This window comes from Microbacterium sp. Gd 4-13, assembly GCF_003095395.1.
In the GTDB taxonomy this organism is placed as follows: Bacteria; Actinomycetota; Actinomycetes; order Actinomycetales; family Microbacteriaceae; genus Microbacterium.
In genome coordinates this window covers 93,049-119,841 of sequence record NZ_QEIJ01000007.1, presented here as the reverse complement: position 1 = coordinate 119,841, position 26,793 = coordinate 93,049, and the positions used below count along the sequence as shown (strand labels likewise).

Genomic DNA, 26,793 nt, shown 5'->3' with positions numbered 1-26,793 from the left:
TGCGGGCCGGTTGTCGAGAAGACAGTCCCGACGAAGGAGAAGCGAATGACCAAGCGCTGGAACGACGTCCGCCCCTACTTCGAGCGCGACACGGTCATGCACGTGGCCACGCTGCTCCCCGACGGCGCGCCGCACACCGTTCCGGTGTGGATCGGCGTGGAGGGCGACCGCCTCACCATGTTCACCATGGCCGACTCCCGCAAAGACCGCGACCTGCAGGTCGATCCGCGCGTCGCGGTGTCGGTCACCCACCCGGCGAATCCTCTCGATTCGGCGTTCGTCCGCGGGCGCGTGGTCGAACGGATCACCGGTGACGACGCACTGCCGATCGTCGACCGGATCTCCGAGAAGTACACCGGCGCCCCGTACGACGTGCGCGAGGGACTGACCGCCTTCTACATCGAACCCGAGGTCAGCTGGGCGCGCGACTACTCCGGCGAGTAGCCCTCAGACCTCGGCCGAGCCCGTCCGCTCGTCGGTGACCGCGTCGCGGTCGGCGTAGGGGCCCGATCCCTCGGGAGCGATGAAGACCTCATCGGGATCCGGCTCGTCCCCGTCGTCGGGCGCGCCATGGGGCGCGGGCGGCAGGTTCTCGAGCTCACCCCCGGCGAGCTGCTCGAGGTCGGCCTGCGTGGCGTCACCGTCGGATGAAGGGCGGATGCTGCTGCTGTCGCTCATCGTGGATCCTTTCGACTGCATCCAGCATGGCGAGCCCGCACCGCTGCACGGGAGGGTCGACAGGGGCCGCCGTGTGTGCCAGTGCCTCAGACCGGCGCGCGCGTGCTGCCCCGCCACCGCACGTCGGCGGGCACGAGGCGTTCGACCACGTCGGGAACCGCGCCGCTCACGCGCTGCTCGAGCAGTTCGAACAGTCTCTCCCCCAGCGCGGCGGGCTGCAGATCGACCGCGGAGATCGCGGGAACGAGCGACTGCGCCCGCGTGCTGTCGGTCGTGGCGAGCAGCTGCACGTCTTCGGGAATGCTGAGCCCCACGGCGGCCACCGCGTCGAGCACCGCGGTGAGAGCAGGCTCCACGGCCAGATAGATCGTGTCCACCCCATCGCGGCATGCATCCGACACCACTCGCGCGGCCTGTGCGGCGTCGAAAGGCAGCGGCAGCACGGCGGTGGTCGTCGCGACGTCGGGGTGCGCGTCGCTCCACGCGTCGTAGGCCTGCGCCACATCCGTCATGTAGTTCTGCCCGGTGTCGGCGATCAACAGCAGAGACCGGCGCATCCCCCTCTGGTACAGACCGTCGAGCGCGACCCGCGTGATCTCCAGCTTGTCGTTGTCGACGACCCACTCATCCGTGGCATTGCTCAACACGTCTCGGCCGAGCGTGACGTAGGCCACGCTCCGCTCTTCGAGTAGGCGCAGCAGCGGGTCGTTCGGCCCCGGGTCGATCACCGCGACGCCGTCGACCGGCAGTACGCCGATCGCGCCCGACACCGACGAACCCGACAGCATGACCGGGTAGCGATCGCTCCCGAGTGCGACGTCGCAGAACGCGCGCTCGCATCGCACGAGGAAGTCGAGATCGCCCACGCTCCACGACGTCGAGTCGGGCACGGTGGCGACGAGCCCGACCAGTCCGGTGCGGGCACCCCGCATGTGCAGGGCGCTGACATTCGCTCGATAGGCGAGCCGGGCGGATGCTTCGGCGACGCGGGCGCGCGTCGCCTCGCTGATGCGACCGGCCCCGCGGAGCGCCTGCGAGACCGTGCTCATCGACAGCCCGGTGTCGAGGGCGATGTCGCGCAGCGTCGCCCGGTCGCGAGGTGCGGTGTCTTTCACTGGGAAGGAGGCCACCCGGTGATCTTATGCGTCGTGGCAGTCACGACGACGGCGCACGCCCCCCACCCTCGAAATCTAGATGTAACGAAACATCAGGATCGGCGAAATGCGTGTGGTGCAACCTTGCATCATGCACCCCGCCTCCCTCTCTGCCACCGACGTTCCGATCGTCGCGGTGCTCGGTCCCTCGAACATCGCTCGCGTCGCCGCTGCCGCCGGCATCGCCCCTGCTCGTCTGATCGACGCCGCCGAACAGGTGGGCGTCATGATCGCTCGCCGCGGGTGGTCGATGATCGTCGTCCCCGATCGCGGCGTGGCCGTCTCCGCCATGGACGGCTACCTGGCCGCCGGCGGAACACGACTGATCGGACTGACCCCGGCATCGGGCATCAGCGAGCCCGCCGCCATGCCCTCCATCGAACTGCAGCGGGTGCGCTGCCACGAACTCCGCGATGAGTTGACCTGGTACGAGCAGCACCACCAGATCGGCGAGATGTCGGACGCCATGGTCACCATCGGACTCAGCTGCGGCACGATCGCCGAGCTGGCATGGACCAAGTGGAACCCCTCTCCTCCTCCGGTCTCGTTCGTCGCGGGGACGGCGAGCGGGCTGCCGCCGGAAATCGCCGCTGAACTCCGGGTCGACGTCATCGCGCTGGCCAACGTCGGCGACTGGCTCGATGCGTCGGTCGCGATCTCCGCCGGGACGGTGGTGTGACGTGGACCGCACCTACCTCGCCCGCATGGGTTCACAGGAGATCGAGCTGCCGATCGTCGACCTGGGCCCGGGGAAGCAGGCGGCCCTGCTCATGACGATCGACCTGCCGGTGTCGGTGCTGACGCGCGCCGGGCGCGAACTCGCCGATCTCGTCCGCGATCGACAGCCCGACATCATCGTCACCGCGGCGACCCTCGGCATCCCGGTCGCCATCGCGGTCGCACCCCACCTCGGCCTCGACGAGTACGTCGTCCTGCAGAAGAGCAAGAAGTGGCACCTCCGCGACAGCCCGTCGGTGGAGGTGACATCGGTGACCACGATCGACGCGCAGCGGCTCACCCTCGATGCCCGGCGACTCGCATCGATCAACGGCGCGCGCATCGCTTTCGTCGACGACGTGATCTCGACGGGTCGCTCCGCGGCGGCCGCCCTCGAGCTACTCACGCGGCACGGCGCGCAGATCGTGTCGGTCGCCGCCCTCATGACCGAGGGCGACGACTGGCGCTCCGTCCTGGGCGACAGCGCAGACCTCGTGCAAGCCCTCGGCCGCCTCCCCGCCGTCACCGACGACTTCTGACCCCACCCCTCCCACGCATTCTCTCGCTTCACCCGACACCGGCATCCGCCGACCCGCACCCGGACCCGCCGTTCGAAAGGACGAACACCCATGACCGCTCGCCGCACCGCCGCAGGACTCCTCGGCGTCCTCACCCTGATCGCCACGACCGCCCTCGCGGGCTGCTCCACCCCCGCCGGCGACACGGGGTCGTCCTCGTCCGCGGACGAGTCACTGGGCTCGATCACGATGCAGTTGCCGTGGATCCTCAACTCGCAGTTCATCGGCGAGTACCTCGCGATCGACGAGGGCTACTTCACCGACGCCGGGCTCGAAGGAGTGAACCTGGTTCCCGGACCGTCGTCGTCCGTCAGCGAGGTGCTGAGCGGCACCGTCGACGTCGGCATGGTCGACGCGATGACGCTGGGCGCGACCGTCGCGAACGAGAACGCTCCGATAAAGATCATCGCCAGCGGCTACCAGAAGAACCCCTACAGCATCCTGTCGCTCGCCGACGGCGACCCGATCGAGGAGCCGCAAGACCTGATCGGCAAGAAGATCGGCGTGCAAGACGTCAACGTCATCCTCTTCGACGCGCTCCTCGCTGCGAACGGCATCGACAAGACCCAGGTCGAGATCGTCCCCGTCAGCTACGACCCCTCCCCACTCATCTTCGCAGAGATCGACGGGTACATGTCGTTCCTCACGAACGAGTCGATCCTCGTGCGCGCCGAGGGTCACGACGCTGTCGACATGCCCTTCGCCGACAACGGACTGCCCTTCGTCGCCGACGCGATCATCGCGACCGACGAGATGATCGCGAACGAACCCGAGAAGCTGAAGGCCTTCCTCGAAGGAGAGATCCGCGGATACGCCGAGGCGCTGCGCAACCCGCAGAAGGGCATCGACCTGATGATGTCGCAGAGCGGAACCGACCTCGGTCTCGACCCCGCCAACGAGCTGCTCTGCGCCGAGGCCGCGAACACGCAGCTCGTCGTCACCGATGAGACGGCCGAGAACGGGCTCTTCACCACCTCTGAAACCCTCCAGGCTGAGACCGTCACGACCCTGGCGACCGCGGGCATCACCGTCACGGCCGACCAGCTGTTCGACATGAGCCTGCTCGAGGCCGTATACGCCGAGCACCCCGACCTGATCGACTACACCGCGAGCTGATCAGAGCACGAGATCGGATGCTGCGCTCCTCCCGGGGCTACCGGGGGCGCAGCATCCGTTCTCGCCGCTTCGCCAAGTCAGTCGTCACGCTGAAGGAAACCCACACCGGCCTCACGGAACGCGCGGGCTCCCGGGCCGTTGACGTGGTTGCGGCCCTCGATCTCGAAGAACTCTCCGCGCGGCGCATATCCGGCGAGCTGTCGCGACTGCTCCAGGATCGGGTCGTCGCTGCCGGTCGCGAACAGCACGGGCTGCAGCGGCGGTGTAGCCGGGTCCGGATCGCCGCCGTCGACCGTCATGCCCTCGGCGATCGCCACGAGGGCGCGCAGATCATTGCCCGGAACGCGCTGCGCGAGTCCGACATACCGCTGGGTCGTCACATCCTCCACCGGGGTGCCGTCTTCGATGAACGCCCGTGCCTGAGCGACGTCGAGGCGCCGCAGCGGCCTCCCGTCGGGGATACCGCCGAGCACGGCGCGGTCGACGTGGTCGGGGTAGGTCACGGCGAGCTCCCACCCGACGCGAGCGCCGAGCGAGTAACCGACGTAGCGCACGGTGTCGAGCAGATAGGTGTCGAGAACGGTGAGCAGGTCGGCCACCAGAGTCGTCATGAGGTAGCCGGCGGCATCGTGCGGCTTCTCGCTCGCTCCGTGCCCGCGCTGGTCGACGGCGAGCACGCGGAACCCCGCCGCCTGCAGGTCGCGAACCCAGCCGGTGTTCACCCAGTTGTCGCGCGCGCTCGAACCGAACCCGTGCACGGCGAGCACCGTGGGCTCGTCGGCGTCGACCCCGCCCCAGAGGTAGGTCGCAAGTCTCAGCCCGTCACCGGTCATGACGAACTGCGGGTCGGGCATCTCGGTGAGGGCACGAGGGGCGGAAGGCACCTCCCGATTCTCCCGCACCGGCGGCGGTCCTCCACGCCCACCGCGGCACCGACGCGCGGGCAATCGGTCGGCGCGCGGGCATGGCGACGCAGAAAGCCCGCGCGTCGAGAGAATGCCCGCGTCTCGACCTGGCTTTCGGGCGGCGGCATCCGTAACGTCGACGCAATGATGCGAGACACCGCGAGCGGTCCGTTCGTCGTGACGCTGGTCGTCGACCTGCCGATCACCAAGCTCGACGCCCTCGACGTGATCGCCTTCGCCGCCGACTCGGTCGTCGAGCATGCGGGCACCGCATGGCCACGGGTGGGGCTGGCGCCGAACGTCTGGGCCGAGGTGCAGATCCCGAAGTTCGCCGACCCTCCGCCGCTCGCGATCGATGTGTGCTCCGACGCATCGCTGGAGGCAGCGGCCGTCGAGGCCCAGCGGCTCGACGCCGCGCTCACCCGCTACGGCTGGGTGGTCCGCGTGCCGCGACCCGGTGAAGCCGGCTGACTCCACGGGGCGCGGCTCAGCGGCTCAGTACCAGTTCGTGGCCTGCGAATGGCCCCACGCGCTGCAGGGGGTTCCGTAGACAGCTGAGATGTACTGCAACCCCCAGGCAATCTGCGTCGCGGCGTTGGTCTGCCAGTCGGAGCCGGCGCTGGCCATCTTGCTGCCGGGCAGAGCCTGCGGGATGCCTGTGGCACCGCTCGAGGCGTTGTAGGCCTGGTAGTTCCAGCTCGACTCCTTCTGCCAGAGCGACGAGAGGCACGAGAACTGGTCGCTCCCCCAGCCGTAGCGGGAAGCGGCCATCGAACTGGCGATGGACTTCGCGCCATCGGGCGTGTTCGCCGCCGCGAGCGCATCGGCTGCAGCCTGAGCGGCAGCTGCTGCGGCGGCCTGCGCAGCTTCCTCGGCCTCGCGCTGCGCCTGCGCGGCGTCCTCCGCCGCCTTCTGCTCGCGCGCGGCTTCGAGCTCGGTGCGGAGCGTCGTGACCTCCTCGGTCACGGAAGCCGCCTGCGTCTGTGCGTCATCGGCCAGCTCGGGGTAGAGCAGAACGGGAACGAAGCTCGCCTTCGCGAGGCTCGAGATCGCCGCGCGCAGATCGGTGGTGTCGATGGTGGAGTCGGCGATCCGCGACGACAGCCCCGACTCGGCAACCGACGCCATGACGGTCGCGGCCTCGGTCTGAGCCGACCGCGCGCCGTCGAGGGCTGCCTGAGCCTCGTCCGTGCTGGTGGTGAAGGCATCGACCACGGGCGATTCGGCGAGGAAGGGGGCAGCTTCCGTGATCTGCAGGGCGAGGGTGGCGGATGCGGCGGCCGGCGTCGCGATCGGACTCGCGGTCGCGGCGGCAGCCGAGGCCAGAACGCTGACGGCGACACCGGCGCACGCGCCGGCGATGAGGAAACGGCGGCGCGGGCGCGCCGATTTCTGGGTGTGGAGCATGAACCGGGTCCTTCGGTTGGTGGGCGCCAGAACGGCGCTTCGCGTCCTCGGGTGAGACACAAGTGCCCGAGTCTGCACCACCGCGTCTGGACGAATCCTCGGCGCTTCCTGGACGGAACGTGAGAGGAGCCCTTATGGGAAAGACCGGATCAGCAGGTTTTCGTTGGTCGGCCCGGGCACGTCAGAGGTCGGCAAGCCGCCCCTCGAGATGCGTGATCAGACCGTGGGTCTGCGCGATGGCCTCGTCGGTGACATCGACGAGGCGGGTGTGCACGACCGTGTTCGCCGCCAGCGCGTCGCAACCCAAGATGCGCTGCACCTCGTCGCGCGCGGCCTCGCGCGTAGCAGCCGACACGACAGCATCCGCCACCTCGGAGAACCGGTGACGCGCCGCCAGGAGTGCGCGGCTCTGCACGATCTGCGCCTCGAGCTGTTGCTTCTCCTCGGCGGGAGTCGAGATGTCCCTGGCGATGGGACGATGGCGTTCGATCACCTCGGCCGTCAGCTCCAGCGGCAGGGGCGGAGGCGAAGGAACGGCCAGCCCCGGCAAGAATGCACGCAGTCCGTAGCTGCCGGGTTCCAGATCGCGCCACTGCGCGTCCCCGACGTTGACCGGAAGGCGCGCGTACTCACCCGGAGCGAGCGCCACGGCCCGGTTGTGTCCTCCCCCGCTCATCCAGCCGAATCCCACATCCGTCTGGCCGGCCGGGGTGATGACGCCGACGACGTGGAACGGATCACCGTCGGGACGCCACACGCTCTCACCGGTATTGACGACGTCGACGGCGAACCCGACACCGTCGAGAGCGTCGTCCATCCACCTGCGGGTCGACTCCGGCCACCGCATCTCGAGACCGCGCGACCTTTCCGCGCGACTAGGTCGCAGGGGCATCTCCTGGGACTGCACCCGCACCGATCGGTTCGGTGCCTCCGGGTGCCCGTCTCCCAACTGCGCGATCCGCCACGATCGACCCGAAGCGTCGACGGGGGCGCCGACCACGACCGCCCCGGTCTCCCAGCGCTGCAGCACCCGCCAGCCGTCGGCGGGGATCCCCCGCACCCGTCGCTCGTCTACCGTCGCCCCGAACTCCGCCGCCAGGCGGCCGAGGGGAACGCCGACCTCGTCGATCACGGCTTGCGGAACGTCGAGGTACCCGATCTGCGGATGCTCGGCGGAGTCGCTCATCCGGCTCGTCAGGGGCGCTGCGCCCGGTAGTACGCCAGGAGCGCCTTCGTCGACGCATCCTGCGCCTCGAGCGCGTCTTCGTCTCCCTCGATGGCCGGGGCGATCTGCAGGGCGAGCTGCTTGCCGAGCTCGACCCCCCACTGGTCGAACGAGTTGATGCCCCAGATGGTGCCCTGGGTGAAGGTGATGTGCTCGTACAGCGCGATGAGCTGCCCGAGAACCGACGGGGTCAGCGACGGCGCGAAGATCGACGTCGTCGGGCGGTTTCCGGGGAACGTGCGAGCGGCGACGAGTGCTCCGGTGGTGCCTTCGGCCTCGACCTCCTCGGCCGTCTTGCCGAATGCGAGGGCCTTCGTCTGCGCGAGGAAGTTCGCCAGGAACAGCCCGTGCACGTCACGGCCGCCGTCTTCGAGCGGGTAGGCGGGATTCGCGAAAGCGATGAAGTCGGCCGGGATGAGGCGGGTGCCCTGGTGGATCAGCTGATAGAACGCATGCTGACCGTTCGTACCGGGCTCTCCCCAGAAGATCTCGCCGGTGTCGGTGACGACGGGCGTGCCGTCCCAGCGCACCGACTTGCCGTTGGACTCCATCGTGAGCTGCTGCAGGTAGGCCGGGAAGCGGTGCAACTGCTGAGCGTAGGGCAGCACCGCGTGCGACTGGGCCCCGAGGAAGTTGTTGTACCAGACGTTGAGCAGGCCCATGAGAACAGGCACGTTCTGCGCCAGCGGGGTGTGTGCGACGTGCTCGTCGACCGTGTGGAACCCGGCGAGCAGCTCGCGGAAGCGGTCGGGGCCGAGTGTGACCGCCAGCGACAGCCCGATGGCCGAGTCGACGGAGTAACGACCGCCCACCCAGTCCCAGAACCCGAACGCGTTGGCCGTGTCGATGCCGAATGCGGCGACCTTGTCGAGCGCGGTCGACACCGCGACGAAGTGGTGGGCGACAGCATCCGTCCGGGATGCTTCGGAGCCGTCGATCGCGCCGGACTCGGTCAGTCCCGACCACAGCCATTCGCGGCCCAGGCGCGCGTTCGTGAGGGTCTCCAACGTCGTGAAGGTCTTCGACGCGACGATGAACAGCGTCGTCTCGGGGTCGAGGCCGGCCGTCTTCTGCGCGACGTCGGTCGGGTCGATGTTCGACACGAACAGCGCCTCGATGCCGGCGTCGGCGTACGGCTTCAGAGCCTCGTAGACCATGACCGGTCCGAGGTCGGACCCGCCGATGCCGATGTTGACGACATGGGTGACCTTCTTGCCGGTGATCCCGCGCCACTCACCCGACCGCACGCGCTCGGCGAAGGCCGACAGGTTGTCGAGCACCTCGTGCACGTCGGCGTCGACGTGCTGTCCGTCGACGACGAGCTCGGGGCTGGCCGCCCCCGGCCGGCGGAGGGCGGTGTGCAGCACTGCGCGGTCTTCGCTCGTGTTGAGGTGGTCGCCGGCGAGCATCGCCGCATATCGCTCGGCGACGCCGGTCTCCTCGGCGAGCTTCACGAGGGCCGCGAGGATCTCGTCGGTCACCAGGTTCTTCGAGAGGTCGACGTGGAGGTCGCCGACCGTGTGGGTCAGGCGCTCCACCCGACCCGGGTCGTTCGCGAACCATCCGCGTAGATCGGGCTCGAAGGTGTCGCGGGCCGCGGTCAGCTGGCTCCAGGCAGACGTGGACGTGGGGTCGACAGGTGCGCTCACACCCCTACGCTAGCGACGATTCAGCGTCCCGCGGGGGCGGCGCTCGTGAGTCGTCCCCTGTCCGCCCGGGTGAGAGGCGGAATCGAGCTGAGCAGCTCGCGTGTGTAGGCATGCGCGGGCCGCTCGAAGATCTGCTCCACGTCGCCGGTCTCCACGGCCTCGCCCCGATACATCACCAGCACTCGGTGGGCCAGGTTTCGTACGACCGACAAGTCGTGCGAAATGAACAGGATGCTGAGCCCCAAGCGATCTTGCAGGTCGACGAGGAGGTCGACGACCTGGGCCTGGATGGTCACGTCGAGCGCCGAAACCGGTTCGTCGCACACGAGCACGTCCGGGTCGCGCATCAGGGACCGTGCGATGCCGATCCGCTGTCGCTGACCGCCGGAGAACTGATGAGGGAACCTGTTCATCATCTCGGGCGAGAGGCCCACGAGGTCGAGCAGCTCGGCGACGCGGGCTCGCCGCGAGCTCGCGGTACCCACCCCGGCCACGGTGTGCGGCTCGGCGATCACGTCGCGCACCCGCATCCGCGGGTCGAGCGAAGTGTAAGGATCCTGGAAGACCATCTGCACGCCGGCCTGCGCCCCCGGACGACGCCCTCGGGTGCGGCGGGTCACGTCGCGACCCTGGTAGAGCACGGTGCCGGCATCGGCGCTCTCGAGGCCGACGATCATGCGCGCGAGGGTCGATTTGCCCGATCCGGACTCCCCGACGATGCCGAGGGTCTCTCCGCGGCGGAGGATGAGATCGACTCCGTCCACCGCTCTGACATGGTGACGCGAGAGCGCCGAGCCGGACGAGAACGTGCGGGTGAGACCGGTCACCTCGAGGGAGAGCGGCGGGTCGGAGCGCTCGATACCGGCCGTGGGCGCGAGAACGCGCGCCGGTTCGGGGCGCGGCGCCGACCCGAGCAGGGTGCGGGTGTAGGAGTCCCGCGGTGCCTCGAAGATCTGGTCGGCATCACCGGACTCCACGACCTTGCCCCGATGCATCACGACCAGGCGGTCGGCGACCTCGGTGACGACGCCGATGTCGTGGGTGATCAGGAGCACGCCCATATCGAGACGCCCGCGCAGATCGTGCAGAAGACGGAGGATCTGCGCCTGCACCGTGACGTCGAGAGCCGTCGTCGGCTCGTCGGCGATCAGCAGAGCGGGTTCGAGGGCGATGGCCATCGCGATGAGGATGCGTTGGCGCATGCCGCCGGAGAACTGGTGGGGGTAATCGTCGACGCGTGTCTTCGGCGACGGAATACCGACGAGGTCGAGAAGCTCCACCGCGCGCGCCTTGGCCGCGGAACGCCGCATCCCCCGGTGCACGCGGAAGATCTCGCCGATCTGATCGCCGATCGACAGCACGGGGTTGAGCGATGACAGTGCGTCCTGCAGCACCATGCTCATCGCGTCGCCGCGGAGCCGGCGCCGCCGTTGTTCGTCGAGGGAGAGCAGATCGGTGTCACCGAGACGCATCTCGTCGGCGCGCACGACGGCCGCCTCGTCCTGGATGCCCATGATGGCGCGCGCGGTGACCGTCTTTCCCGACCCCGACTCGCCCAGAAGGGCGACGAGCTCGCCCCCGCGCACGTCGAGATCGAGACCGCTGACGGCGGGTACGTATTCACCGGCGCTGCGGAATCCGATGTCGAGTCCTCGCACCGACAGAACCGTGCGCCCCGTGATCGTCTCGTTCCTCATCGCTCCATCATGCACCCCCTGCGGTGCCGGATTGTTTCAAACATGAAAACTCTGTGCCGGATTTCATCATTTCGGTTGACATATGCGCCGGATGAACGGCAAAGTCATGCCGACGGCGCCGATCCTCGCGACCGAGCGCCCTGACTTGCCGAGTGAATGGAGACACACGTGCTCGAACCAGCTGAGCGGTACACGGGATACCGGGCGTACGACTATCTCGAAGCAGGGGTGGACTATCGAGAGTTCACCTACGCCGCCCAGATCGGCCGCGTGCCCGAGTACGCCGGGCTGCAGCTCACCGATGAGCAGTCGGCCCGCGCGAAGAAGCTCCTCGCCGAGGAGACGGTGATCTCTCTGCATGAGCACGTGCAGGTGTTCCCCGAGAACATGGAAGACCTGCGCGACCACATCCGCGCGGGGAGGGAACCCACGGGCTACGCGGGCCTCGCGCGCTCCGGCCTGACGGCGGTGTTCGACAACGGGATGGACGGCACCTGCTGCATCTCCAGCGACGCCGGCTGGAAGTACCAGGACGTCCTTTTCGACCTCGGCGTGCGCATGGCTGATCTCGCCCACCAGGACTACGTCATCAAGGGCGAGTCCCTGAAAGACATCCAGTTGGCGAAGGACACGGGCCGCATCGCTCACATCTTCGCGCTGGAGGCGGCCACTCCGATCGAGAACGAGGTCGACCGTCTCGACGTCCTGTACGGCTTCGGCGTGCGGCAGATGGGGATCGCCTATTCCGAGGCGAACTACCTCGGCGGCGGGCTGAAGGAGCGCGGCGACGGCGGTCTGACCTACTTCGGCGAGAAGGCCGTGGCCCGCATGAACAAGCTGGGCATCGCGATCGACATCTCGCACTCGGGCGACCGCACCTGCGTCGACGTCATCAAAGCCTCGACCAAGCCGGTCTTCATCACCCATGCCGGCGCGCGGGGCCTCTGGCCCACCAACCGCATGAAGACCGACGAGACGATCATCGAGTGCGCGAAGCGCGGCGGGGTGATCGGCATCGAGGCCGCTCCCCACACCACCCTGTCGCCGGCGCATCCCCACCACTCGCTGGAGTCGGTGATGGACCACTTCCAGTACTGCGTCGACCTCGTCGGGATCGAGCACGTGAGCTTCGGACCCGACACCCTCTTCGGCGATCACGTCGGGCTCCACCACGCCTTCGCGGCGCAGCTCTCTCTCGGCCAGGCCCACGGCCAGGTCGATTTCGAAGAGGTGCCCTACGTCGACGGCGTCGAGAACCCCGCCGAAGCGATGGGCAACATCATCGGCTGGCTGGTCAAGCACGGATACTCCGACGACGAAATCCGCGCCGTCGTCGGTGGCAACACGATGCGCGTACTCGAGGAGGTCTGGTTCTGATGCGACACAAATCACTGGCGGGGGCGGGCCTGCTCGCCGTTGCCGCGCTCGCCCTGAGCGCCTGCGCGCCGCAGGCTCCGGAAGCACCATCGGGAGGGGCGAGCGAGGCGGGGAATGACACCCTCACCATCGCCACCACCACCGACGTCGTGAACTACAACCCGCTGATCGGCAACAGTCGTAGCGACTACTGGGTCACGAACCTCATGTACCCGCACCTGCTCTCCATCGGGGACGACGGCGCGAAAGAGGCGCAGCTCGCCACCGAGTGGGGCTACGTCGACGACACCACCGGGTACTACGAGATCCGCGACGACATGACGTGGAGCGACGGCGAACCGCTGACGGCGGAGGACGTCGCCTACACGATGAACGCGGTCAAACAGGATCAGCCCTCCGGCACCTTCTACGGACAGATGACGAACTTCTCCTCGGCCACCGCGGTGTCGGACACGCGGGTCGAGATCGAGCTGACGCAGCCCGACTCGTCGATCGTCGAGGAGATCGGCTTCTGGGGAAACGTCGTACCGCAGCACGTCTTCGAGCCCGCAGGCTCGGTCGCCGAGTTCGCGAACGACGGCAGCGACGGCTGGGTCAGTGCCGGCCCCTACCTCCTGACCAACGTGCAGGCGGGTCAGAGCTACACGATGGAACGGGTGGACGACTACCCCCTCGTCGAGGGCGGCACGCCCGTCGCCGCGAAGGTGGTCTACCGGGTCTACCCCGACGTGAACACCGAGATCCTCGCGCTGCAGAGCGGCGAGGTCGACGTCATCGCCAACTCGCTGCCGCCCGCGCAGGTGCAGCAGCTGCAGAACACCGACGGCATCGAGGTGGCCGAAGTCACCGGTCTGGGCTACGCCCACATGACCTACAACATGCAGAACCCCGACCTCGCCAAGGTCGAGGTGCGCCAGGCGCTCGCGCATGCCGCCGACTACGAGGCGATCCGCAGCGTGGTGCTGCAGGGACAGGCCGTCTCGACCGGGTCGAGCCCGTTGATGCCCGTGCTGTCGAAGTACTACGACGATTCGATCAGCGAGTACGCCTTCGACCCCGACCAGTCGCGGCAGCTGATGGAGGACGCCGGTTACACGGCCGACGCCGACGGCATGTACCCCGTCTCGTTCCGCCTCATCTATTCGCTGCAGGATCCGGTGACGAGCCAGTGGGCGCAGCTGGTGAAGGACGGCGCAGCGCAGGCCGGCATCCGTATCGAGCTGCAGGGCTCGGAGCGGAACACCTATCTGTCGCAGACGAACGACGGCGACTACGACATCTACGCCGGCAACTTCGCCATCATGGACGACCCGGTGACGAACTTCAGCCTGTCGTACCTGCCCGGCGGTGCCATCAACTACACCTACAACGATGACGCCGAGCTGAACGCACTGATCGCCGAAGCCTCCCAGACCTTCGACGAGGCGAAGAAGATCTCGCTCATGCAGGAGGCCGCGAAGATCGTCCACGAGCAGGTCTACGACAACGTCATGTACACACAGAACCTCTATGTGGCGTACAGCTCCGAGTGGGACGGCTTCATCTCCAAGCCCAGCGAGCTGCTGTCGATCGTCAACCCCGTCTCGGTGGCCAGCGCCTTCCGGGTCGCCGAGTAATCCGGAAGGGCCGCCCGCGTGTCCATCGCTCTGTTCGTCCTCCGCCGCCTCGGGCGGGGAGCCCTCACGATCCTGTTCGCCGTGACCGTGACCTTCCTGCTCCTGCGACTGCTGCCCGGTGACCCGGCGCTGGCAGTGGCGAGCACGAACATGACCGAGGAAGCGCGGGCGGCCCTGCTCACGCAGTACGGGCTCGATCAGCCCCTCCCCGTGCAGTACGTCCTCTACCTGGGGCAGCTGCTGCAGGGAAACCTCGGCACGTCGTTCACCCAGTCGGTGCCGGTGGTCGACGTGCTCCTGCAGCGGCTGCCGTGGACGCTGCTGCTGACGATCTCAGCGCTCGTGCTCACCATCGTCATCGGCATCCCGCTCGGCGTGCTCGCGGCGTCGCACAAGAACCGGTTCCTCGACCGGCTCGTGCAGGTGCTCGGCGTGACGGGTCAATCGCTCTTCGTCCCGAGCGTCGGGATCCTCCTCCTGCTGGTCTTCGGGCTGATGTTCCGCTGGTTCCCGATCGGCGGCGCCTACAGCGAGGGGGTCTACGGCATGGAGTGGTACGGGTCGGTGCTCCAGCACCTCGTGCTGCCGACCGTGTCACTCGCGCTCATCCAGCTCGGGTCGTTCGCCCTCACGATGCGGGCCACCCTCATCGACGCACTCGGCGACGACTACGTGACGCTGGCGAAGGCGAACGGCATCCCCCCGCGCCGCATCCTCTGGAAACACGCGTTGCGCAACGCGATGCTCCCCGCCATCACGTTGATCGGCTTGCAGCTCGGTTTCGTCGTCGGCGGCGCCGTGCTCACCGAGACGGTCTTCGCCTACCCCGGAATCGGCCGGGGAATCTACGAGGCCGTCACCCAGCTCGACTTCCCCGTTCTCCAGGGAGCATTCCTGCTCCTGGCTCTCACCGTCGTGATCGCCAACATGCTCACCGACATCGCCTACGGATTCCTCGACCCGAGAGTGAAGACCGCATCATGACCGCCCCGCTGACCACCACAGAACTCACCACCCCGCTCGTCGAGCCCGCCGGAGGACGCGGCGACCGCGCGAGTCGGGCGACGTGGCGCGCGTTCCGGCGACAGCCTCTCGGCATCGTCTCGCTCGTGATCCTGACGATCCTCGTGCTCGTCAGCGTCCTGGCGCCTCTCCTCTCCCCGTACCCCGCCAGCTACGGCACCGAGGTTCTGAGTCCCCCCAGCGCGGCGCACTGGTTCGGCACCGACGCGCTCGGCCGCGACGTGTTCGCCGAGGTGATCTGGGGCACCCAGCAGTCGGTCCTCGTGGCCGTGGCGGCGTCGGCGATCGCCATCATGATCGGCACTCTCGTGGCCGTCGCCGGCGCCTACGTGCCCCGGCTCGACACCGTCGTCAGCGTCGTCGTCGATCTCACCCTGTCGCTGCCTGTTCTGCCGCTCATGATCCTCGTCGCCGCGCTCGCCGGGCCCAGCACGTGGACGATCATCCTCGTCGTCGCGGCCTTCTCGTGGCCCGAGGTCACGCGCCTCGTCCGCTCGCAGGCTCTCGCCGTCGTCAAGCTCCCCTACATCGACGCCGCCCGCCTGATGACGCGCAACCACATCTGGATCGTCGGGCGCCACATCATCCCCGCCGTCACACCGGTCATCGTGGTGTCGGTCGTCGTCACGGCATCGCGGGCGGTGCTCTCCGCCGCGGGACTGGCGTTCCTCGGCCTGGGAGACCCCACGACGTGGTCGTGGGGTCGCATCCTCTTCGAAGCGCAGCAGTCGGGCGCGATGGTGAGCGCGTGGTGGTTGACGCTGTTCCCGTCGCTGGCGATCCTCGCGCTGGTGCTGTCGGCGACGCTGCTCTCGATCGGCTACAACGACGCGAGGAACCCCCGCAATCATGAGCGCTGATCCGTCCACTCCCTTCTCGCAGCGCCTCGGTGCGGAGGTGTACGACCGCATCCAGGAGCGGATACTGGCCATGCTCGCCGCTGAGAAGGTCGACGCCCTCATCACCGACCATCCGGAGGATGTGTCGTACCTGACCGGATTCTTCCACCACCCCGGCGAGCGCCCGGTGGCCGTTCTACTCGAGTCGACCGGTCGGGTCGTGCTGCTCGTGCCCGAGCTCGAACGCCAGCACGCCGAAGAGCAGCGCGCGCACGCCGAGATCGTCACGTTCGCGGAGTACCCCGGCCTCGAGAGCCCCTTCGCACCGCTCTCACGAGCGGCGGCGCCGGCACGGAGGATCGCGGTCACCACGCAGATCACCCACCATCGCCTCGCGCTCCTGCGCTCCGCCTTCGATGGCGTCGAGTGGGTGCCGAGCGAGATGGTGACGACCGCCCGCTTCATCAAGCTGCCCGAGGAGGTCGCACTCCACCGGGAGGCGGCGCGGATCACCGATCTCATGCTCCAGGCGGGGGCCGACCTCGTGCGCGATGCGATCGGTTCGGGCGCACCGTTCCCCTCCGAAGCCGACCTCGCAGCCCACGTCGGACGCGTGGGGGTCGGCGAGATGTATCAGGAGCACGCCGACGTCGTCGTCATCTCCTTCCTCGCGGGCGGCCTGGTCTACGCCGGAGCGAACTCGGCCATCCCGCACGGCCTGCCCTCCTCGTACCGACTCCGCGACGGGGACACCTTCATGCTGTCGCTGGGCGCGGCCGTCGGCGGGCGCTTCGTCGAGGGCGAGCGCACGTTCGTGCTGGGCGAGCCGACGTCCGACCAGCGGCGCTACCACGACACGATCCGCGACGCACAGGCCGAGGGCGGCCGCGCGATCGCCCCGGGCATCCGCTGCTGCGACAGCAACGCGCGCTGCCTCGACGTGATCCGCGACGCCGGACTCGGGTCGTACCTCCGGCACCGGCAGGGGCACGGTATCGGGCTCGGCATGCACGAGCCGCCGTGGCTGGAAGACGGCGATCCGACGGTCCTCCGACCCGGCATGATCGTCTCCAACGAACCGGGAATCTACATCCCCGGACACGCGGGGTATCGGATCAGCGACAGCATGCTCGTCACCGAGACCGGTTCCGAGCCCCTCACGTCGTTCCCGCGCTCGCTCGAGGACTGCGTCATCCCCCTCTGATCCTCGCCGGCTCCCCGCGCAGCATCCACCCGTCGAAAGGACGACCATGACCGAGAACGCCGTCTCCCCCGAGTTCGCAGCAGCGACCACACGCGCGCAACGCGTGGTGATCAACGGCAACGAGCTCGCCGTCGAAGTGCTCGGCCCGGAGGACGCCCCCGTCATCCTGACGCACCACGGCGCACCCGGGCTCGGATCGCGCGCCGAGCCCCGCGCCAGCTTCGGCCGACTCGCCGACGAGTATCGCGTCGTGGTGTTCGACGCACGCGGCAGCGGGGAGAGCGAGGGGGCGGGCGTCTTCAGCCACGAGCAGTGGGCCGCCGACCTCGACGGGCTGCGCGAGTGGGCGGGTGCGGAGACGGTCATCATGGCGGGCGGCTCGTACGGCGGTTTCATGGCGATGGAGTACGCCATCCGCTACCCCGACCGGGTGAGCGCGGTCGTGCTGCGCGACACGTCGGCCGACAACGGCAACGCCCACCTGGCGCGCGAGAACGCGATCGCCAGCGACCGCGTCGACATCGACATGGAGAAGTTCGACCGCATCGACGAAGGCCGGGTTCGCGACAACGACGACCTCAAGGACTGCTGGCGGGAGATCCTGCCGCTCTACGACTTCGTCTACGACCCCGAGGCCACCGAACGGAAGGTGCAGGCCACGCCCTACCGTTTCGAGGCGCACAACTACGCCTTCTCGGTCAACCTGAAGAACTACGACCTCAAGCCGCGGCTGCCCGGAGTGACGGCGCCGACGCTCATCACCGTCGGACGCACCGACTGGATCACGCCGGTATCGTGCAGTGAGACCATCGCAGAGCTCATCCCCGACTCGCATCTCGTCGTCTTCGAGAAGTCGGGCCACTCGCCCCAGATCGAGGAGGCAGAGGAATGGACACGGACCGTCCGCTCGTTCCTACATCGGGTCGTCCCTCCGACGGCGTCAGCGAACCCGTGATCTCCGGCGCTCTGGACCGCCTGACCGACCTCGACAAGCGCATCATCGTCGCGCTGCAACGTGACGGACGCGCCAGCTGGCGGGCCATCGCCGAAGCGGTCGGCGGCCCGGTGACGACGGTCTCGCGACGGGGACAGCAGCTGATCGCCGACGGCGTCGTACGCGTCGCGGCCGTGCCCGCCCTCGGCGCCGACGGACCGTTCGACTCGTTCTTCGTGCGCATCAACACCGCCCCGGGGATGCAGATGCGGGTCGCCGAGACACTGGCCCAGAACAAAGAGGTCAGGTTCTGCACGGTCGTCACGGGCAGCTACGACATCATGGCGGAGGTCATCGTGCGTGGCGGCGCCACCCGGTACCCGCATCACGTCGCGGAGCTGCAACTGATCGACGGTGTCGAGCGCTGGCGCAGCGACCTCATCCTCCATGTCTACAAAGTCAGCTTCGACTGGGGTCGTCAGCTGTACGGGGAGATGCTCGGGCCGCCCGATGCTGCCGAGGACGAGGCGCCGCCGACGCACGCACCGTGCGCGCCCGAGCACTTCGACGGCGCCGATCGGGCCATCCTCGCGGCGCTGCGCGCCGACGGACGAGAGACGTTCCAGAGCATCGCCGAACGGCTCGGCATGAACGAGTCGAGCGTGCGGCGTCGCTTCGAACGGATGCGCAGCACTCACTGCGTCGACATGCTCGCCCTCGTTCCCTCCGCGGCCCTCGGGATGGCGGCGGAGACCTTCATGACCGTCACGGTGCGCCCTGACCGTCTCGACGACGTCGCACGCGAGCTCAGCGCCTACCCCTTCGTGCGATACCTGGCCGTGCTCCTGGATCAGAACGCACTCGTGTGCGAGGTGATCTCACCGTCGACCGCCGAGCTCTACGCCTTCATCACCGACTCCCTCGCCCACCTCGACGGCGTGCAGGGGTGGACGTCGAGCATGGAGCTCGTCTTCCTCAAGCGCGGGTTCATCGAGACGCCGTGGTGGCGGACGCAGCTCGCGTCCGCACTTCCCGACCACGGAGCCATCGCTTCCGCGTGACTCCGCCGCGCACGGATGTAAAGGCGGTCGATGCCACCCCGCACCCCGCGTACGGTGAAGGGCATGCGCCGTATCCCCGCCCTCGCCGCCGCCTCCGTCGTACTCGCGCTCGCCCTCGCCGGGTGTTCGCCCGCGACGATCGGCACCGACACCCCCGCCGCCTCGAGCACGACTGCACCGTCCGAGTCGGACGAAGCCACCACCGGCGACCGGATCACCGGTGACGGCTACAGCTTCATCGCTCCCGAGGGCTGGGGCATCCCCGACGGACAGGCCGTGCCCGACGGCGTCGACACGGCCGTGGCCGATGTGACCGACACCGACGGCTTCGCCGACAACATCAACGTCGTCCTCAGCCCCGCCGGCGAGGTCACGAACGAGCAGGTCGAGACCATCGGCGTGCAGGAGCTCGAGACCGGCGGAGCCACCGACGTGCAGGTGCTCGAGCGGGTGACGGTCGCGGGGGTCGAGTCGTCGCACCTCACCGCGCTCCTCGCCTCGAGCGGCAGCGAGTTCCGCGTCGACCAGTACTACCCCACCAACGCCGGCCAGACCTACGTCGTGACCTTCACCTTCAACGACGACGTCGCCGAGGCCGGCCGCACCGCCCTCGCGCAGTCGGTCTTCGCCACCTGGGAGTGGACCGCCTGAGACGTCGACGTGCACACGGCAGTTCGTGCCGCATCATCCATCCGAATGCGGCACGAACTGCCTGTTCTGCGCGGGTCAGGGGACGAGCGCGTCGGCCTTGTCGGTCTTGCGACGAGTGATGGTGTGGCGGGTGTGCTGCAGCACGCTGACCCCGACAACCACCGCGAGCAGCAGATACAACACCACCGTGATGGGCGAAGAGACGAGGATCGTCGGGTCGCCCTCTGACACAGCCAGCGCGCGGCGCAGCTGCGTCTCGGCCAGCGGGCCGAGGATCGCGGCGATCAGCACCGGCGCGAGCGGGAGCGCGAAACGTCGCATGATCAGTCCGACCACGCCGATCCCCAGCGCCATCCAGAGATCGACGGTGCGCGACGCGATGGCGTAGATGCCGAGCATCGCGACGACCGAGATGCCCGCGTAGAGGTAGTGACGCGGGATCAGCAGCAGCTTCGCCCACACCGCGGCGAAGGGCAGGTTGATGATCAGCAGGATGATGAGCCCCAGGAAGAGGCTCGCCAGCAGCGGCCAGACCAGGTCGCCGCTGCGCTCGAAGAGCAACGGGCCGGGCTGCATGCCGTACTGCTGGAACGCGGCGATCATCATGGCCGCCGTCGCCGACGTGGGGATGCCGAGGCCGAGCAACGCGCCCATCGCGGAGCCCGCGGTCGCGTTGCCTGCGGCCTCAGGACCGGCCACGCCCTGGATCGCACCGCGCGTGCCGAAGTCGGGGTCGTTGCGACGCTTGGCGAGTCGCTTCTCGGTGCCGTACGCCAGGAACGTCGGAACCTCAGAGCCGCCCACCGGGATCGCACCGAACGGCACGCCGAACGCGGTGCCGCGGAGGAACGCCGGCAGCGCCTGACGCCACTCTCGGGCGTTCAGCATCGGCGAGCCCTTCGGCGCGACGACCGCGCCGGGGCCGCCCGATCTCCGGATGTACGAGCCGACGTGCAGCACCTCGCCGAGGGCGAGGAGGCCCACCGTGATGACGATGATCGAGATGCCGTCGAAGAGCACCGGGCTGCCTGCGGTGAACCGCTCGGTGCCCGTCATGCCGTCGATGCCGACGAGGGCGAGGGCGAAGCCGAGGCCGAGCGAGACGAGTCCGCGCACGATCGAGTCGGCGACGACGGCCGAGATGGCGACGAAGGCGAACACGGCGAGCGCGAAGTACTCGGCCGGACCGAAGATCGTCGCGAGCTGCACGATCGCGGGGGCGAAGAAGACCACCAGGATGCAGGCGATGGTGCCGCCGATGAACGCACCGATCGCCGACGTTCCGAGAGCCTTGGCCGCTCGGCCGTCCTTGGCCATCCGATGACCTTCGAAGGTCGTGGCTATCGCCGAGGAGTTGCCCGGGGTGTTGAGCAGGATGCCCGAGGTCGAGTCGCCGAACAGCCCTCCGAAGTAGATGCTCGCGAACATGATGAACGCGCCGGTCGGGTCGAGGCTGAACGTGACCGGCAGCAGCAGGGCGACGGCCATGGCCGAACCGAGGCCCGGGAGAACGCCCACGGCCGTGCCGAGCACGGCGCCGATGACGAGGAAGAGCAGGTTCTGCGGCGTGAAGGCGACGGAGAACCCCTCCATGAGGTGTCCGAGCTGATCCATCAGAGAATCCCTCCCAGGAAGCCGGCGGGGAGCGACAGGCCCAGGCCCGCCCCGAACGCCAGCTGCACGACCGACGAGATGATGACGGCGATGGCGATGTCCATCAGCGGTCGCTTGCTGCCGAACGCCCAGGCGATGACCCAGAAGAGCGCCGCCGCCGAGATGAGCCAGCCGATGAACGGCAGGATCACGATGAAGCCCGCGAAGCCGGCGATCGTGATCAGCACCGTCTTGTGGTCGGATCCGGATGCTGCGCTCGCCGCAGCATCCGTCGGCTTCGCCGCGTAGTCCTCGGGAGAGACGACGCGGATCTCGCTCGTCGCGTCGATCGCGCCGAGGTCGCGGAGCATCTCGTCGGATATCTCCACCGGGTCATCCCCCACGTGCTGGCGCTGCGGGGTGCGCAGCACCTCGATCGCCAGGGCGATGGCCACCGCGTAGAGGAACACGCACACGAGAGTCGGAAAGAACTGCGGCCCGGGGAAGGCGGCGCCGTCGGGCACCTTCATCGTGACGGTGCCGATGAGCATCCACGTCGCGAGCACGAGCACGCCGGCGACGACGAACAGCTCGCTGCGGCCCGTGAACCAGCGGGGCATGCGCTGGACACGGATGGTTCCCGTGGTCATCGGATGTGAATCGTTGGTCGTCATAGTCCCAGCTCCTCGACGATCTGCTCGGTGCGGCTGGTCTCATCGGCGATGAACGCGCCGAACTCGTCTCCGGTCATGAAGCTGTCGACCCAGCCGTTGCGGTCGAGCACCTCCGCCCACGCCTCCGTGTCGCGGAGCTCCGTGACCATGGCGATCAGCTCCTCGCGGGTCTCGTCGTCGATCCCGGGCGGGGCGATGTACCCGCGCCAGTTCGACATCGACACGTCGAGCCCGCCCTCGCGGAAGGTCGGCAGGTCGATGCCCTCCACGGGCTCGGGGGCGGAGGTGCCGAGGGCCCGCATGCTGCCCGACTCGATCTGGTCGCGGAACTCGTTGTACCCCGACAGGCCCGCCGCGGCCGTGTGCGAGAGAACCGAGGTCACGACCTCGCCGCCGCCGGGGTAGGCGAGGTAGTTCACGGAGGCCGGGTTCGCTCCGACGGCCTGCGCGAGGAGCCCCGCGAGGAGGTGGTCGATGCCGCCGAGCGAACCGCCGGCGATGGCCGTGCCGCCCGGGTCGGCGGCGAGCGCCGCGGCGAAGTCGTCGAGCGTTTGGAACGGCGAGTCGGACGGCACCACGAGCACGTTGAAGTCGTCGGCGAGCCGGGCGATCGGGGTGACGTCTTCCAGCGTGACCTGGGAGTTGTTGATGATTGTTCCGCCGACCATGACTCCGCCGGTGACGAGCATGATGTCGTGCCGGTCCCCCATCTCGGCGACCTGGCCGAGGCCGATCGTGCCGGACGCGCCGGGGATGTTCACGACCTGCACTCCCCCGGCGATGCCCTCGGTGCGCATGACCTGCTGGCCCTCGCGGGCGAAAGCGTCCCATCCGCCGCCGGGTGCGGCGGGCGCGACGAGGGTGATCTTCGTGCGTGGGCTGGCGGAGCCTCCTCCGGTGACGCTCGCGTGCACGGCCGCGCCGAGGAAGAGCGCTCCGGCGAGGACACCCACGATCGTTCCGATGATGCGTCGACGCATATCCACCTCCCGGGTCTGCGTCGTCGTTGCTGCAGACCGCCCGAGTAGACTGGCATCGCGTGGGTGTCGCGTCGCGTTCGGCTGGATTTGCGCTCATTGATGCTCACGCCGCAGAGGAGTCGACGATGACCTCGAACACGCCGGGTGCGAGCACGAAGACCCGCACGCTCGCGATCCTCGTCATGCAGTGCGTGGTCGTGCTCGCCTGCGTGGCCGTCACCACTCTGGTGGCCCTCGCGGTGCAGGACCGCAGCATCCGCGTCGCCACCACCGAGCGCGTGCTCGATGTCTCGCGCAGCCTCGCCGACCTCGACCAGGTGCGTACCGCCGTGCAGGGCGACACCGCCTCGGCCATGGCCGAGCTGCAGCCGCTCGCCGACATCCTGCAGGAGGCCTCGGGCGTCGACTACGTGGTCATCACCGACGCGGCGGGCATCCGGCTCACCCACCCGACCCCCGATCAGCGGGGTCTGCGAGTCTCGACCGACCCGTCGGCCGTGCTCGACGGCGAGACCTTCGTGGGCACCGAGACGGGCACGATCGGGTCGACGCTGCGCGCGAAGGTGCCGGTCTCCGACGGCGACGAGATCGTGGGCGCGGCGTCGGTCGGCATCCTCGAGAGCAGCATCGCGAGCGACCTGAGCGCCGCGGTCGGAGGGCTCCTCCCCTGGGTGCTCGGATCGGTGGTGATCGGATGCTTCGTCAGCGCGCTGCTGACCGGAGTGCTGCGCCGCAGCATCCGCCGTCTCGAAGACCGCGCCCGCGATGCCGAGACCCAGCGGCGGATCGCTGAGGCGCTGCGCGACCAGACGCACGAGTTCCGCACCCGTCTGCACGTGATCCGCGGCCTGGTCGCCGAGGGCGAAGCGGAGGCCGCGCTCGAGTACGTCGATCGGCTGGTGCCGCTGACGACCGGCACGGCCGCGGCCGCGGCCGTCGGCGACCCCGCCCTGCGCACCCTGCTGGATGCCCTCGCGTCCGAGTTCCACGCGCGCGGCGGGCGCCTGGAGGTCGATCCGCTGACGACCGTCGAGCCGGGGCTGCTCGACGACGCCGACCTGCTCGTGGTCGGCAACCTCTGTCGCAACGCGATCGAGGCGGGCGGGCAGACCGTTCGCGTGCTCGTCGTCGCCGACCCGACCGGGGTGCACGTCGACGTGGCCGATGACGGCCCGGGCATCGCGGCCGACCTGGTAGACCGCATCTTCGAGCGCGGCGTCTCGTCGAAGGGCGGACCCAACGCGCGCGGGGTCGGGCTCGACCTCGTCCGTCGCGCGGTCGCCGGGCGCGGCGGCACCGTCACGGTCGGGCGCTCCCCGTGGGGCGGGGCGCGCTTCACGGTCGAGATGCCGATCCCGGCCCGAGGGCTCGTGCGGTGAACGGCACCCGCATCCGTACGCTGCTCGTCGACGACGACCCGGCCGTACTGCGCCTGCATTCGGCGTATCTGCGCGACGTCGAGGGGTTCGAGCTCGTCGCGGCCGTCCGCACCGGCACAGACGGGGCGCGGCTGGCTGCGGACACGAGCATCGATCTCGTGCTGCTCGACATGAACCTGCCCGATTTCAGCGGCATCGAGGTGCTGCACCGGCTGCGGTTGGTGCGCGAGTGGGGTGTGGACGTCATGGTGATCAGCTCGGCGCGCGACGGGTTCACCGTGCGCCAGGCCCTGGCGGCCCACGTCGTGGGGTATCTCGTGAAGCCGTTCACGAAGGAGGCGTTCGTCGCCCGGCTCACCGAGTATCGCGCCGAGCGCGGCATGCGCCCGGCCGAGACGCCGATCGGGCTCGCCCAGGGCGAGATCGACCGGCTCGTCGAACCGCGCGCCGCGCCCGCAGTGCCATCGACCCCGATCGCGCTGCCGAAGGGCCTCGCCGACTCCACGCTGCAGACGATCCTCGCGGCGCTGCACCCGACGACACCCGCCACCGTGCAGGCGATCGCCGACGCGTCGGGCGCCTCTCGCGCGACGGTACGCCGCTACCTCGGCTATCTCGCAGACACCGGTCAGGCCGCCGTCTCGCACCGCTTCGGCGCGCGCGGCCGCCCGGAGGTTCTGTACCGCCGCGTGGCGTGACTCCCCGGGAACCGATGCCACGCGCTCTCGACGCCCGGACTACTCGGCGGCCTCGCGGCGCGAACGCATCTGGGCGAGCGGCCGGGCGAGGCGGTGGTTTCCGGTCAGCTGGTCTTCGTGATCGTCGAGGAAGCGCCAGTACGCGTCGGTGAAGGCCGATTCCTTCGCCTCCCGGCCCGACGACCACCACGAGCCCATGCGCTGCAGATAGGCACCGCCCGAGATGTAGGGCTTGGTCGCGACGAGCCCTCCGTCGGCGTACTGACTCATGCCCATCACGTTCGGCACCATGACCCACTCATACGCGTCGACGAAGAGCGCCGAGAACCAGCGCGTGACCTCGCGCGGCTCGTACCCCTGCAGCAGAAACCAATTGCCGAGCACCATGAGCCGTTCGATGTGGTGGGCGTATCCCCACCGGTGAACCCGGCCGAGCACCGTGCGGACAGGTTCGGGCAGGTCGTCGGGGACATCCTCGTTCGTGTACCACCAGCCTTCGAGCCGTCGCTCCTGGCCAAGGAAGTTCGTCCGCTCCAGCACCGGGTGAGCCCGGTACATCCCGCGCATGTACTCCCGCCACCCCACCACCTGCCGCACGAACCCCTCGATCGAGGCCAGCGGCACGTCGTCGACGGCGGCGAGCGCCGCATCCACCACCTCCCGCACCGTGACGAGTCCGATGTTGAGCATCGGTGAGACCACGGAATGGAACAGGAACGCCTCGTCGTGCGCCATCGCGTCTTCGTAGCGGCCGAAATTCTGCAGTCGCTCGGCGACGAACGTCTCGAGCCAGCCACGCGCCCCGTCGGGGGTCACGGGCAGCCAGAACTGCGTCGCATCGCCGGGATGACCCGCGAACCGGTCGGCGACCTCGGTGATCGTGCGCTCGAGGATCGCGTCGCGCTCGAGGGTCGGCAGCGCGGGGATCGGCAGGCCGCCCTTGGGGAGGGGTTCGCGATTGTCGGCGTCGAAGTTCCAGCGACGCCCCACGGGCTTCTCCCCGTCCATCAGAACGCCGGTGCGGCGACGCTGCCACCGGTAGAAGTCCTCCATGACGGGGGTGGGGTGCTCGGCGAACCATCCGTCGACGAGATCCGCGGGCGTGAGGAACAAGTCGTCGGGGTAGACGCGGGTGCGCAGCCCGAGCCGGGCGCACAGCCGGCCGAGGCGCTCGTCGACGCCACGATCGGTCGCGCTCATCCACGCGAGCCCCTCGGCACCGGTCTCGCCTACGAGCCGCTCGACCCCCTCCGCGAACGACAGCCCCTCGGCGAGCTCGACGCGGTGGACCGCGCGGCCGTCGGCCTCGAGTCGCGCAGCAGCGTGTCGCATCGCCGCGAGCACCAGCACGATCTTGTGCTGGTGGTACGGCATTTTCTCGAACCGTGCGGGCGACTCCACGAAGAAGAACGCGTCGATGTCGGGATCGTCGAAGGCCGGATGCTGCGCGAACAGCTGCGTGCCGAGGATGAGCGCCGCCTTCATGCCCGGCGCCTCTCACGGGCGGCTGCGGCGCGGCATCCGCGTGAGCAGTACTTCACGTCGTCCCACTGCTCGCGCCCGGCCCACCGCTTGCGGTCGGCGAACGGGCGCCCGCAGTGAGCGCACGGTTTCGTCTGCCGCGGGGTCGCGGCCATC

The 26,793-nt window shown here is 68.9% G+C and carries 27 protein-coding genes; 15 read left to right on the top strand and 12 right to left on the bottom strand.

The window, feature by feature from the left end; all coding sequences use genetic code 11:
- The first annotated feature begins 45 nt into the window (after nucleotides 1-45).
- Nucleotides 46-444: a pyridoxamine 5'-phosphate oxidase family protein gene (locus tag DEA06_RS13380; protein ID WP_116648505.1), complete on the top strand. Its 399-nt coding sequence runs from the start codon at nucleotides 46-48 to the stop codon at nucleotides 442-444.
- Nucleotides 445-447: 3 nt separating this feature from the next.
- Here DEA06_RS13380 and DEA06_RS13375 read toward each other — a convergent pair whose 3' ends face one another.
- Nucleotides 448-678, bottom strand: a complete 231-nt coding sequence (locus tag DEA06_RS13375; RefSeq protein WP_116648504.1) for a hypothetical protein — start codon at nucleotides 676-678, stop codon at nucleotides 448-450.
- Nucleotides 679-764: 86 nt separating this feature from the next.
- Entirely contained in the window at nucleotides 765-1,808 is a 1,044-nt protein-coding gene (locus DEA06_RS13370) for a LacI family DNA-binding transcriptional regulator (protein WP_133241773.1), read from the bottom strand.
- Nucleotides 1,809-1,923: 115 nt separating this feature from the next.
- Here DEA06_RS13370 and DEA06_RS13365 point away from each other — a divergent pair, with 115 nt between their 5' ends.
- The 3 genes from DEA06_RS13365 (at nucleotide 1,924) to DEA06_RS13355 (ending at nucleotide 4,243) form a co-directional block, all read left to right on the top strand.
- Nucleotides 1,924-2,511 (top strand): hypothetical protein, encoded by a 588-nt coding sequence (locus tag DEA06_RS13365; RefSeq protein WP_116648502.1) that lies wholly within the window; start codon nucleotides 1,924-1,926, stop codon nucleotides 2,509-2,511.
- 1 nt (nucleotide 2,512) lies between these two features.
- Nucleotides 2,513-3,088: a phosphoribosyltransferase family protein gene (locus tag DEA06_RS13360; RefSeq protein ID WP_205781284.1), complete on the top strand. Its 576-nt coding sequence runs from the start codon at nucleotides 2,513-2,515 to the stop codon at nucleotides 3,086-3,088.
- 90 nt (nucleotides 3,089-3,178) lie between these two features.
- On the top strand, nucleotides 3,179-4,243 hold the full coding sequence (locus DEA06_RS13355) for an ABC transporter substrate-binding protein (protein ID WP_116648500.1): 1,065 nt from the start codon (nucleotides 3,179-3,181) through the stop codon (nucleotides 4,241-4,243).
- A 77-nt stretch (nucleotides 4,244-4,320) separates the two neighbouring features.
- On the opposite strand, the gene DEA06_RS13350 is transcribed toward DEA06_RS13355, so the two are convergent.
- Nucleotides 4,321-5,097: an alpha/beta hydrolase gene (locus tag DEA06_RS13350; protein ID WP_116648554.1), complete on the bottom strand. Its 777-nt coding sequence runs from the start codon at nucleotides 5,095-5,097 to the stop codon at nucleotides 4,321-4,323.
- Nucleotides 5,098-5,292: 195 nt separating this feature from the next.
- Here DEA06_RS13350 and DEA06_RS13345 point away from each other — a divergent pair, with 195 nt between their 5' ends.
- Nucleotides 5,293-5,619, top strand: coding sequence for a hypothetical protein (locus tag DEA06_RS13345; protein ID WP_116648499.1), 327 nt, complete (start codon nucleotides 5,293-5,295; stop codon nucleotides 5,617-5,619).
- Between the two features lie 24 nt (nucleotides 5,620-5,643).
- On the opposite strand, the gene DEA06_RS13340 is transcribed toward DEA06_RS13345, so the two are convergent.
- The 4 genes from DEA06_RS13340 to DEA06_RS13325 all read right to left on the bottom strand — a co-directional run bounded on the left by DEA06_RS13340 (nucleotide 5,644) and on the right by DEA06_RS13325 (nucleotide 11,126).
- A complete protein-coding gene (locus tag DEA06_RS13340) occupies nucleotides 5,644-6,555 on the bottom strand; it encodes a phospholipase (RefSeq protein WP_116648498.1) in 912 nt (303 codons plus the stop codon).
- A 181-nt stretch (nucleotides 6,556-6,736) separates the two neighbouring features.
- Nucleotides 6,737-7,741, bottom strand: a complete 1,005-nt coding sequence (locus DEA06_RS13335; RefSeq protein WP_116648497.1) for a hypothetical protein — start codon at nucleotides 7,739-7,741, stop codon at nucleotides 6,737-6,739.
- Nucleotides 7,742-7,749: 8 nt separating this feature from the next.
- Nucleotides 7,750-9,429 (bottom strand): glucose-6-phosphate isomerase, encoded by a 1,680-nt coding sequence (gene pgi / locus DEA06_RS13330; RefSeq protein WP_116648496.1) that lies wholly within the window; start codon nucleotides 9,427-9,429, stop codon nucleotides 7,750-7,752.
- 20 nt (nucleotides 9,430-9,449) lie between these two features.
- Complete coding sequence (locus DEA06_RS13325; RefSeq protein ID WP_205781283.1) at nucleotides 9,450-11,126, bottom strand: ABC transporter ATP-binding protein; 1,677 nt, start codon at nucleotides 11,124-11,126, stop codon at nucleotides 9,450-9,452.
- Between the two features lie 168 nt (nucleotides 11,127-11,294).
- Here DEA06_RS13325 and DEA06_RS13320 point away from each other — a divergent pair, with 168 nt between their 5' ends.
- From DEA06_RS13320 to DEA06_RS13285, 8 genes are all read left to right on the top strand, one after another.
- Nucleotides 11,295-12,503, top strand: a complete 1,209-nt coding sequence (locus DEA06_RS13320) for a membrane dipeptidase (RefSeq protein ID WP_116648495.1) — start codon at nucleotides 11,295-11,297, stop codon at nucleotides 12,501-12,503.
- The gene (locus tag DEA06_RS13315; RefSeq protein WP_116648494.1) at nucleotides 12,503-14,119 is read left to right on the top strand and encodes an ABC transporter substrate-binding protein; all 1,617 of its coding nucleotides are present in this window, start codon (nucleotides 12,503-12,505) and stop codon (nucleotides 14,117-14,119) included. The genes DEA06_RS13320 and DEA06_RS13315 overlap by 1 nt, the downstream gene beginning before the upstream one ends.
- A gap of 18 nt (nucleotides 14,120-14,137) precedes the next feature.
- On the top strand, nucleotides 14,138-15,103 hold the full coding sequence (locus DEA06_RS13310) for an ABC transporter permease (RefSeq protein ID WP_116648493.1): 966 nt from the start codon (nucleotides 14,138-14,140) through the stop codon (nucleotides 15,101-15,103).
- Nucleotides 15,100-16,002, top strand: coding sequence for an ABC transporter permease (locus DEA06_RS13305; protein WP_116648492.1), 903 nt, complete (start codon nucleotides 15,100-15,102; stop codon nucleotides 16,000-16,002). The genes DEA06_RS13310 and DEA06_RS13305 overlap by 4 nt, the downstream gene beginning before the upstream one ends.
- Nucleotides 15,992-17,185, top strand: coding sequence for a Xaa-Pro peptidase family protein (locus DEA06_RS13300; RefSeq protein WP_116648491.1), 1,194 nt, complete (start codon nucleotides 15,992-15,994; stop codon nucleotides 17,183-17,185). The genes DEA06_RS13305 and DEA06_RS13300 overlap by 11 nt, the downstream gene beginning before the upstream one ends.
- Before the next feature lie 46 nt (nucleotides 17,186-17,231).
- Entirely contained in the window at nucleotides 17,232-18,140 is a 909-nt protein-coding gene (locus DEA06_RS13295) for an alpha/beta hydrolase (RefSeq protein ID WP_116648490.1), read from the top strand.
- The gene (locus DEA06_RS13290; RefSeq protein ID WP_116648489.1) at nucleotides 18,074-19,180 is read left to right on the top strand and encodes an Lrp/AsnC family transcriptional regulator; all 1,107 of its coding nucleotides are present in this window, start codon (nucleotides 18,074-18,076) and stop codon (nucleotides 19,178-19,180) included. The genes DEA06_RS13295 and DEA06_RS13290 overlap by 67 nt, the downstream gene beginning before the upstream one ends.
- 63 nt (nucleotides 19,181-19,243) lie before the next feature.
- A complete protein-coding gene (locus DEA06_RS13285; RefSeq protein WP_133241772.1) occupies nucleotides 19,244-19,831 on the top strand; it encodes a hypothetical protein in 588 nt (195 codons plus the stop codon).
- A gap of 75 nt (nucleotides 19,832-19,906) precedes the next feature.
- Here the strand turns inward: DEA06_RS13285 and DEA06_RS13280 are convergent, their stop codons facing one another.
- From DEA06_RS13280 to DEA06_RS13270, 3 genes are read right to left on the bottom strand one after another with little or no spacing between them, the layout of a single operon-like run.
- Entirely contained in the window at nucleotides 19,907-21,445 is a 1,539-nt protein-coding gene (locus DEA06_RS13280) for a tripartite tricarboxylate transporter permease (protein ID WP_116648487.1), read from the bottom strand.
- Complete coding sequence (locus tag DEA06_RS13275; protein WP_165818008.1) at nucleotides 21,445-22,074, bottom strand: tripartite tricarboxylate transporter TctB family protein; 630 nt, start codon at nucleotides 22,072-22,074, stop codon at nucleotides 21,445-21,447. Before DEA06_RS13275 ends, DEA06_RS13280 begins: the two co-directional genes overlap by 1 nt.
- Nucleotides 22,075-22,094: 20 nt before the next feature.
- Complete coding sequence (locus DEA06_RS13270) at nucleotides 22,095-23,078, bottom strand: tripartite tricarboxylate transporter substrate-binding protein (protein ID WP_116648485.1); 984 nt, start codon at nucleotides 23,076-23,078, stop codon at nucleotides 22,095-22,097.
- A gap of 125 nt (nucleotides 23,079-23,203) precedes the next feature.
- On the opposite strand from DEA06_RS13270, the gene DEA06_RS13265 reads away from it, so the two are divergent.
- Together DEA06_RS13265 and DEA06_RS13260 are read left to right on the top strand one after the other, a co-directional pair.
- A complete protein-coding gene (locus tag DEA06_RS13265; protein ID WP_116648484.1) occupies nucleotides 23,204-24,457 on the top strand; it encodes an ATP-binding protein in 1,254 nt (417 codons plus the stop codon).
- The gene (locus DEA06_RS13260) at nucleotides 24,454-25,155 is read left to right on the top strand and encodes a response regulator (RefSeq protein WP_116648483.1); all 702 of its coding nucleotides are present in this window, start codon (nucleotides 24,454-24,456) and stop codon (nucleotides 25,153-25,155) included. Before DEA06_RS13265 ends, DEA06_RS13260 begins: the two co-directional genes overlap by 4 nt.
- 39 nt (nucleotides 25,156-25,194) lie before the next feature.
- On the opposite strand, the gene DEA06_RS13255 is transcribed toward DEA06_RS13260, so the two are convergent.
- The gene (locus tag DEA06_RS13255; protein WP_116648482.1) at nucleotides 25,195-26,640 is read right to left on the bottom strand and encodes a cryptochrome/photolyase family protein; all 1,446 of its coding nucleotides are present in this window, start codon (nucleotides 26,638-26,640) and stop codon (nucleotides 25,195-25,197) included.
- Complete coding sequence (locus DEA06_RS16945; protein WP_116648481.1) at nucleotides 26,637-26,792, bottom strand: DUF2256 domain-containing protein; 156 nt, start codon at nucleotides 26,790-26,792, stop codon at nucleotides 26,637-26,639. Before DEA06_RS16945 ends, DEA06_RS13255 begins: the two co-directional genes overlap by 4 nt.
- Between the last annotated feature and the right edge of the window lies 1 nt (nucleotide 26,793).

Bases quoted from the DNA above. Each gene is read 5' to 3' on its own strand.
- DEA06_RS13380 (WP_116648505.1), top strand. From the start codon at position 46: ATGACCAAGCGCTGGAACGACGTCCGCCCCTACTTCGAGCGCGACACG.
- DEA06_RS13375 (WP_116648504.1), bottom strand. From the start codon at position 678: ATGAGCGACAGCAGCAGCATCCGCCCTTCATCCGACGGTGACGCCACG.
- DEA06_RS13365 (WP_116648502.1), top strand. From the start codon at position 1,924: ATGCACCCCGCCTCCCTCTCTGCCACCGACGTTCCGATCGTCGCGGTG.
- DEA06_RS13355 (WP_116648500.1), top strand. From the start codon at position 3,179: ATGACCGCTCGCCGCACCGCCGCAGGACTCCTCGGCGTCCTCACCCTG.
- DEA06_RS13350 (WP_116648554.1), bottom strand. From the start codon at position 5,097: ATGCCCGACCCGCAGTTCGTCATGACCGGTGACGGGCTGAGACTTGCG.
- DEA06_RS13345 (WP_116648499.1), top strand. From the start codon at position 5,293: ATGATGCGAGACACCGCGAGCGGTCCGTTCGTCGTGACGCTGGTCGTC.
- DEA06_RS13340 (WP_116648498.1), bottom strand. From the start codon at position 6,555: ATGCTCCACACCCAGAAATCGGCGCGCCCGCGCCGCCGTTTCCTCATC.
- DEA06_RS13335 (WP_116648497.1), bottom strand. From the start codon at position 7,741: ATGAGCGACTCCGCCGAGCATCCGCAGATCGGGTACCTCGACGTTCCG.
- DEA06_RS13325 (WP_205781283.1), bottom strand. From the start codon at position 11,126: ATGAGGAACGAGACGATCACGGGGCGCACGGTTCTGTCGGTGCGAGGA.
- DEA06_RS13315 (WP_116648494.1), top strand. From the start codon at position 12,503: ATGCGACACAAATCACTGGCGGGGGCGGGCCTGCTCGCCGTTGCCGCG.
- DEA06_RS13305 (WP_116648492.1), top strand. From the start codon at position 15,100: ATGACCGCCCCGCTGACCACCACAGAACTCACCACCCCGCTCGTCGAG.
- DEA06_RS13300 (WP_116648491.1), top strand. From the start codon at position 15,992: ATGAGCGCTGATCCGTCCACTCCCTTCTCGCAGCGCCTCGGTGCGGAG.
- DEA06_RS13295 (WP_116648490.1), top strand. From the start codon at position 17,232: ATGACCGAGAACGCCGTCTCCCCCGAGTTCGCAGCAGCGACCACACGC.
- DEA06_RS13290 (WP_116648489.1), top strand. From the start codon at position 18,074: ATGGACACGGACCGTCCGCTCGTTCCTACATCGGGTCGTCCCTCCGAC.
- DEA06_RS13285 (WP_133241772.1), top strand. From the start codon at position 19,244: ATGCGCCGTATCCCCGCCCTCGCCGCCGCCTCCGTCGTACTCGCGCTC.
- DEA06_RS13280 (WP_116648487.1), bottom strand. From the start codon at position 21,445: ATGGATCAGCTCGGACACCTCATGGAGGGGTTCTCCGTCGCCTTCACG.
- DEA06_RS13275 (WP_165818008.1), bottom strand. From the start codon at position 22,074: ATGACCACGGGAACCATCCGTGTCCAGCGCATGCCCCGCTGGTTCACG.
- DEA06_RS13270 (WP_116648485.1), bottom strand. From the start codon at position 23,078: ATGCGTCGACGCATCATCGGAACGATCGTGGGTGTCCTCGCCGGAGCG.
- DEA06_RS13265 (WP_116648484.1), top strand. From the start codon at position 23,204: ATGACCTCGAACACGCCGGGTGCGAGCACGAAGACCCGCACGCTCGCG.
- DEA06_RS13255 (WP_116648482.1), bottom strand. From the start codon at position 26,640: ATGAAGGCGGCGCTCATCCTCGGCACGCAGCTGTTCGCGCAGCATCCG.
- DEA06_RS16945 (WP_116648481.1), bottom strand. From the start codon at position 26,792: ATGGCCGCGACCCCGCGGCAGACGAAACCGTGCGCTCACTGCGGGCGC.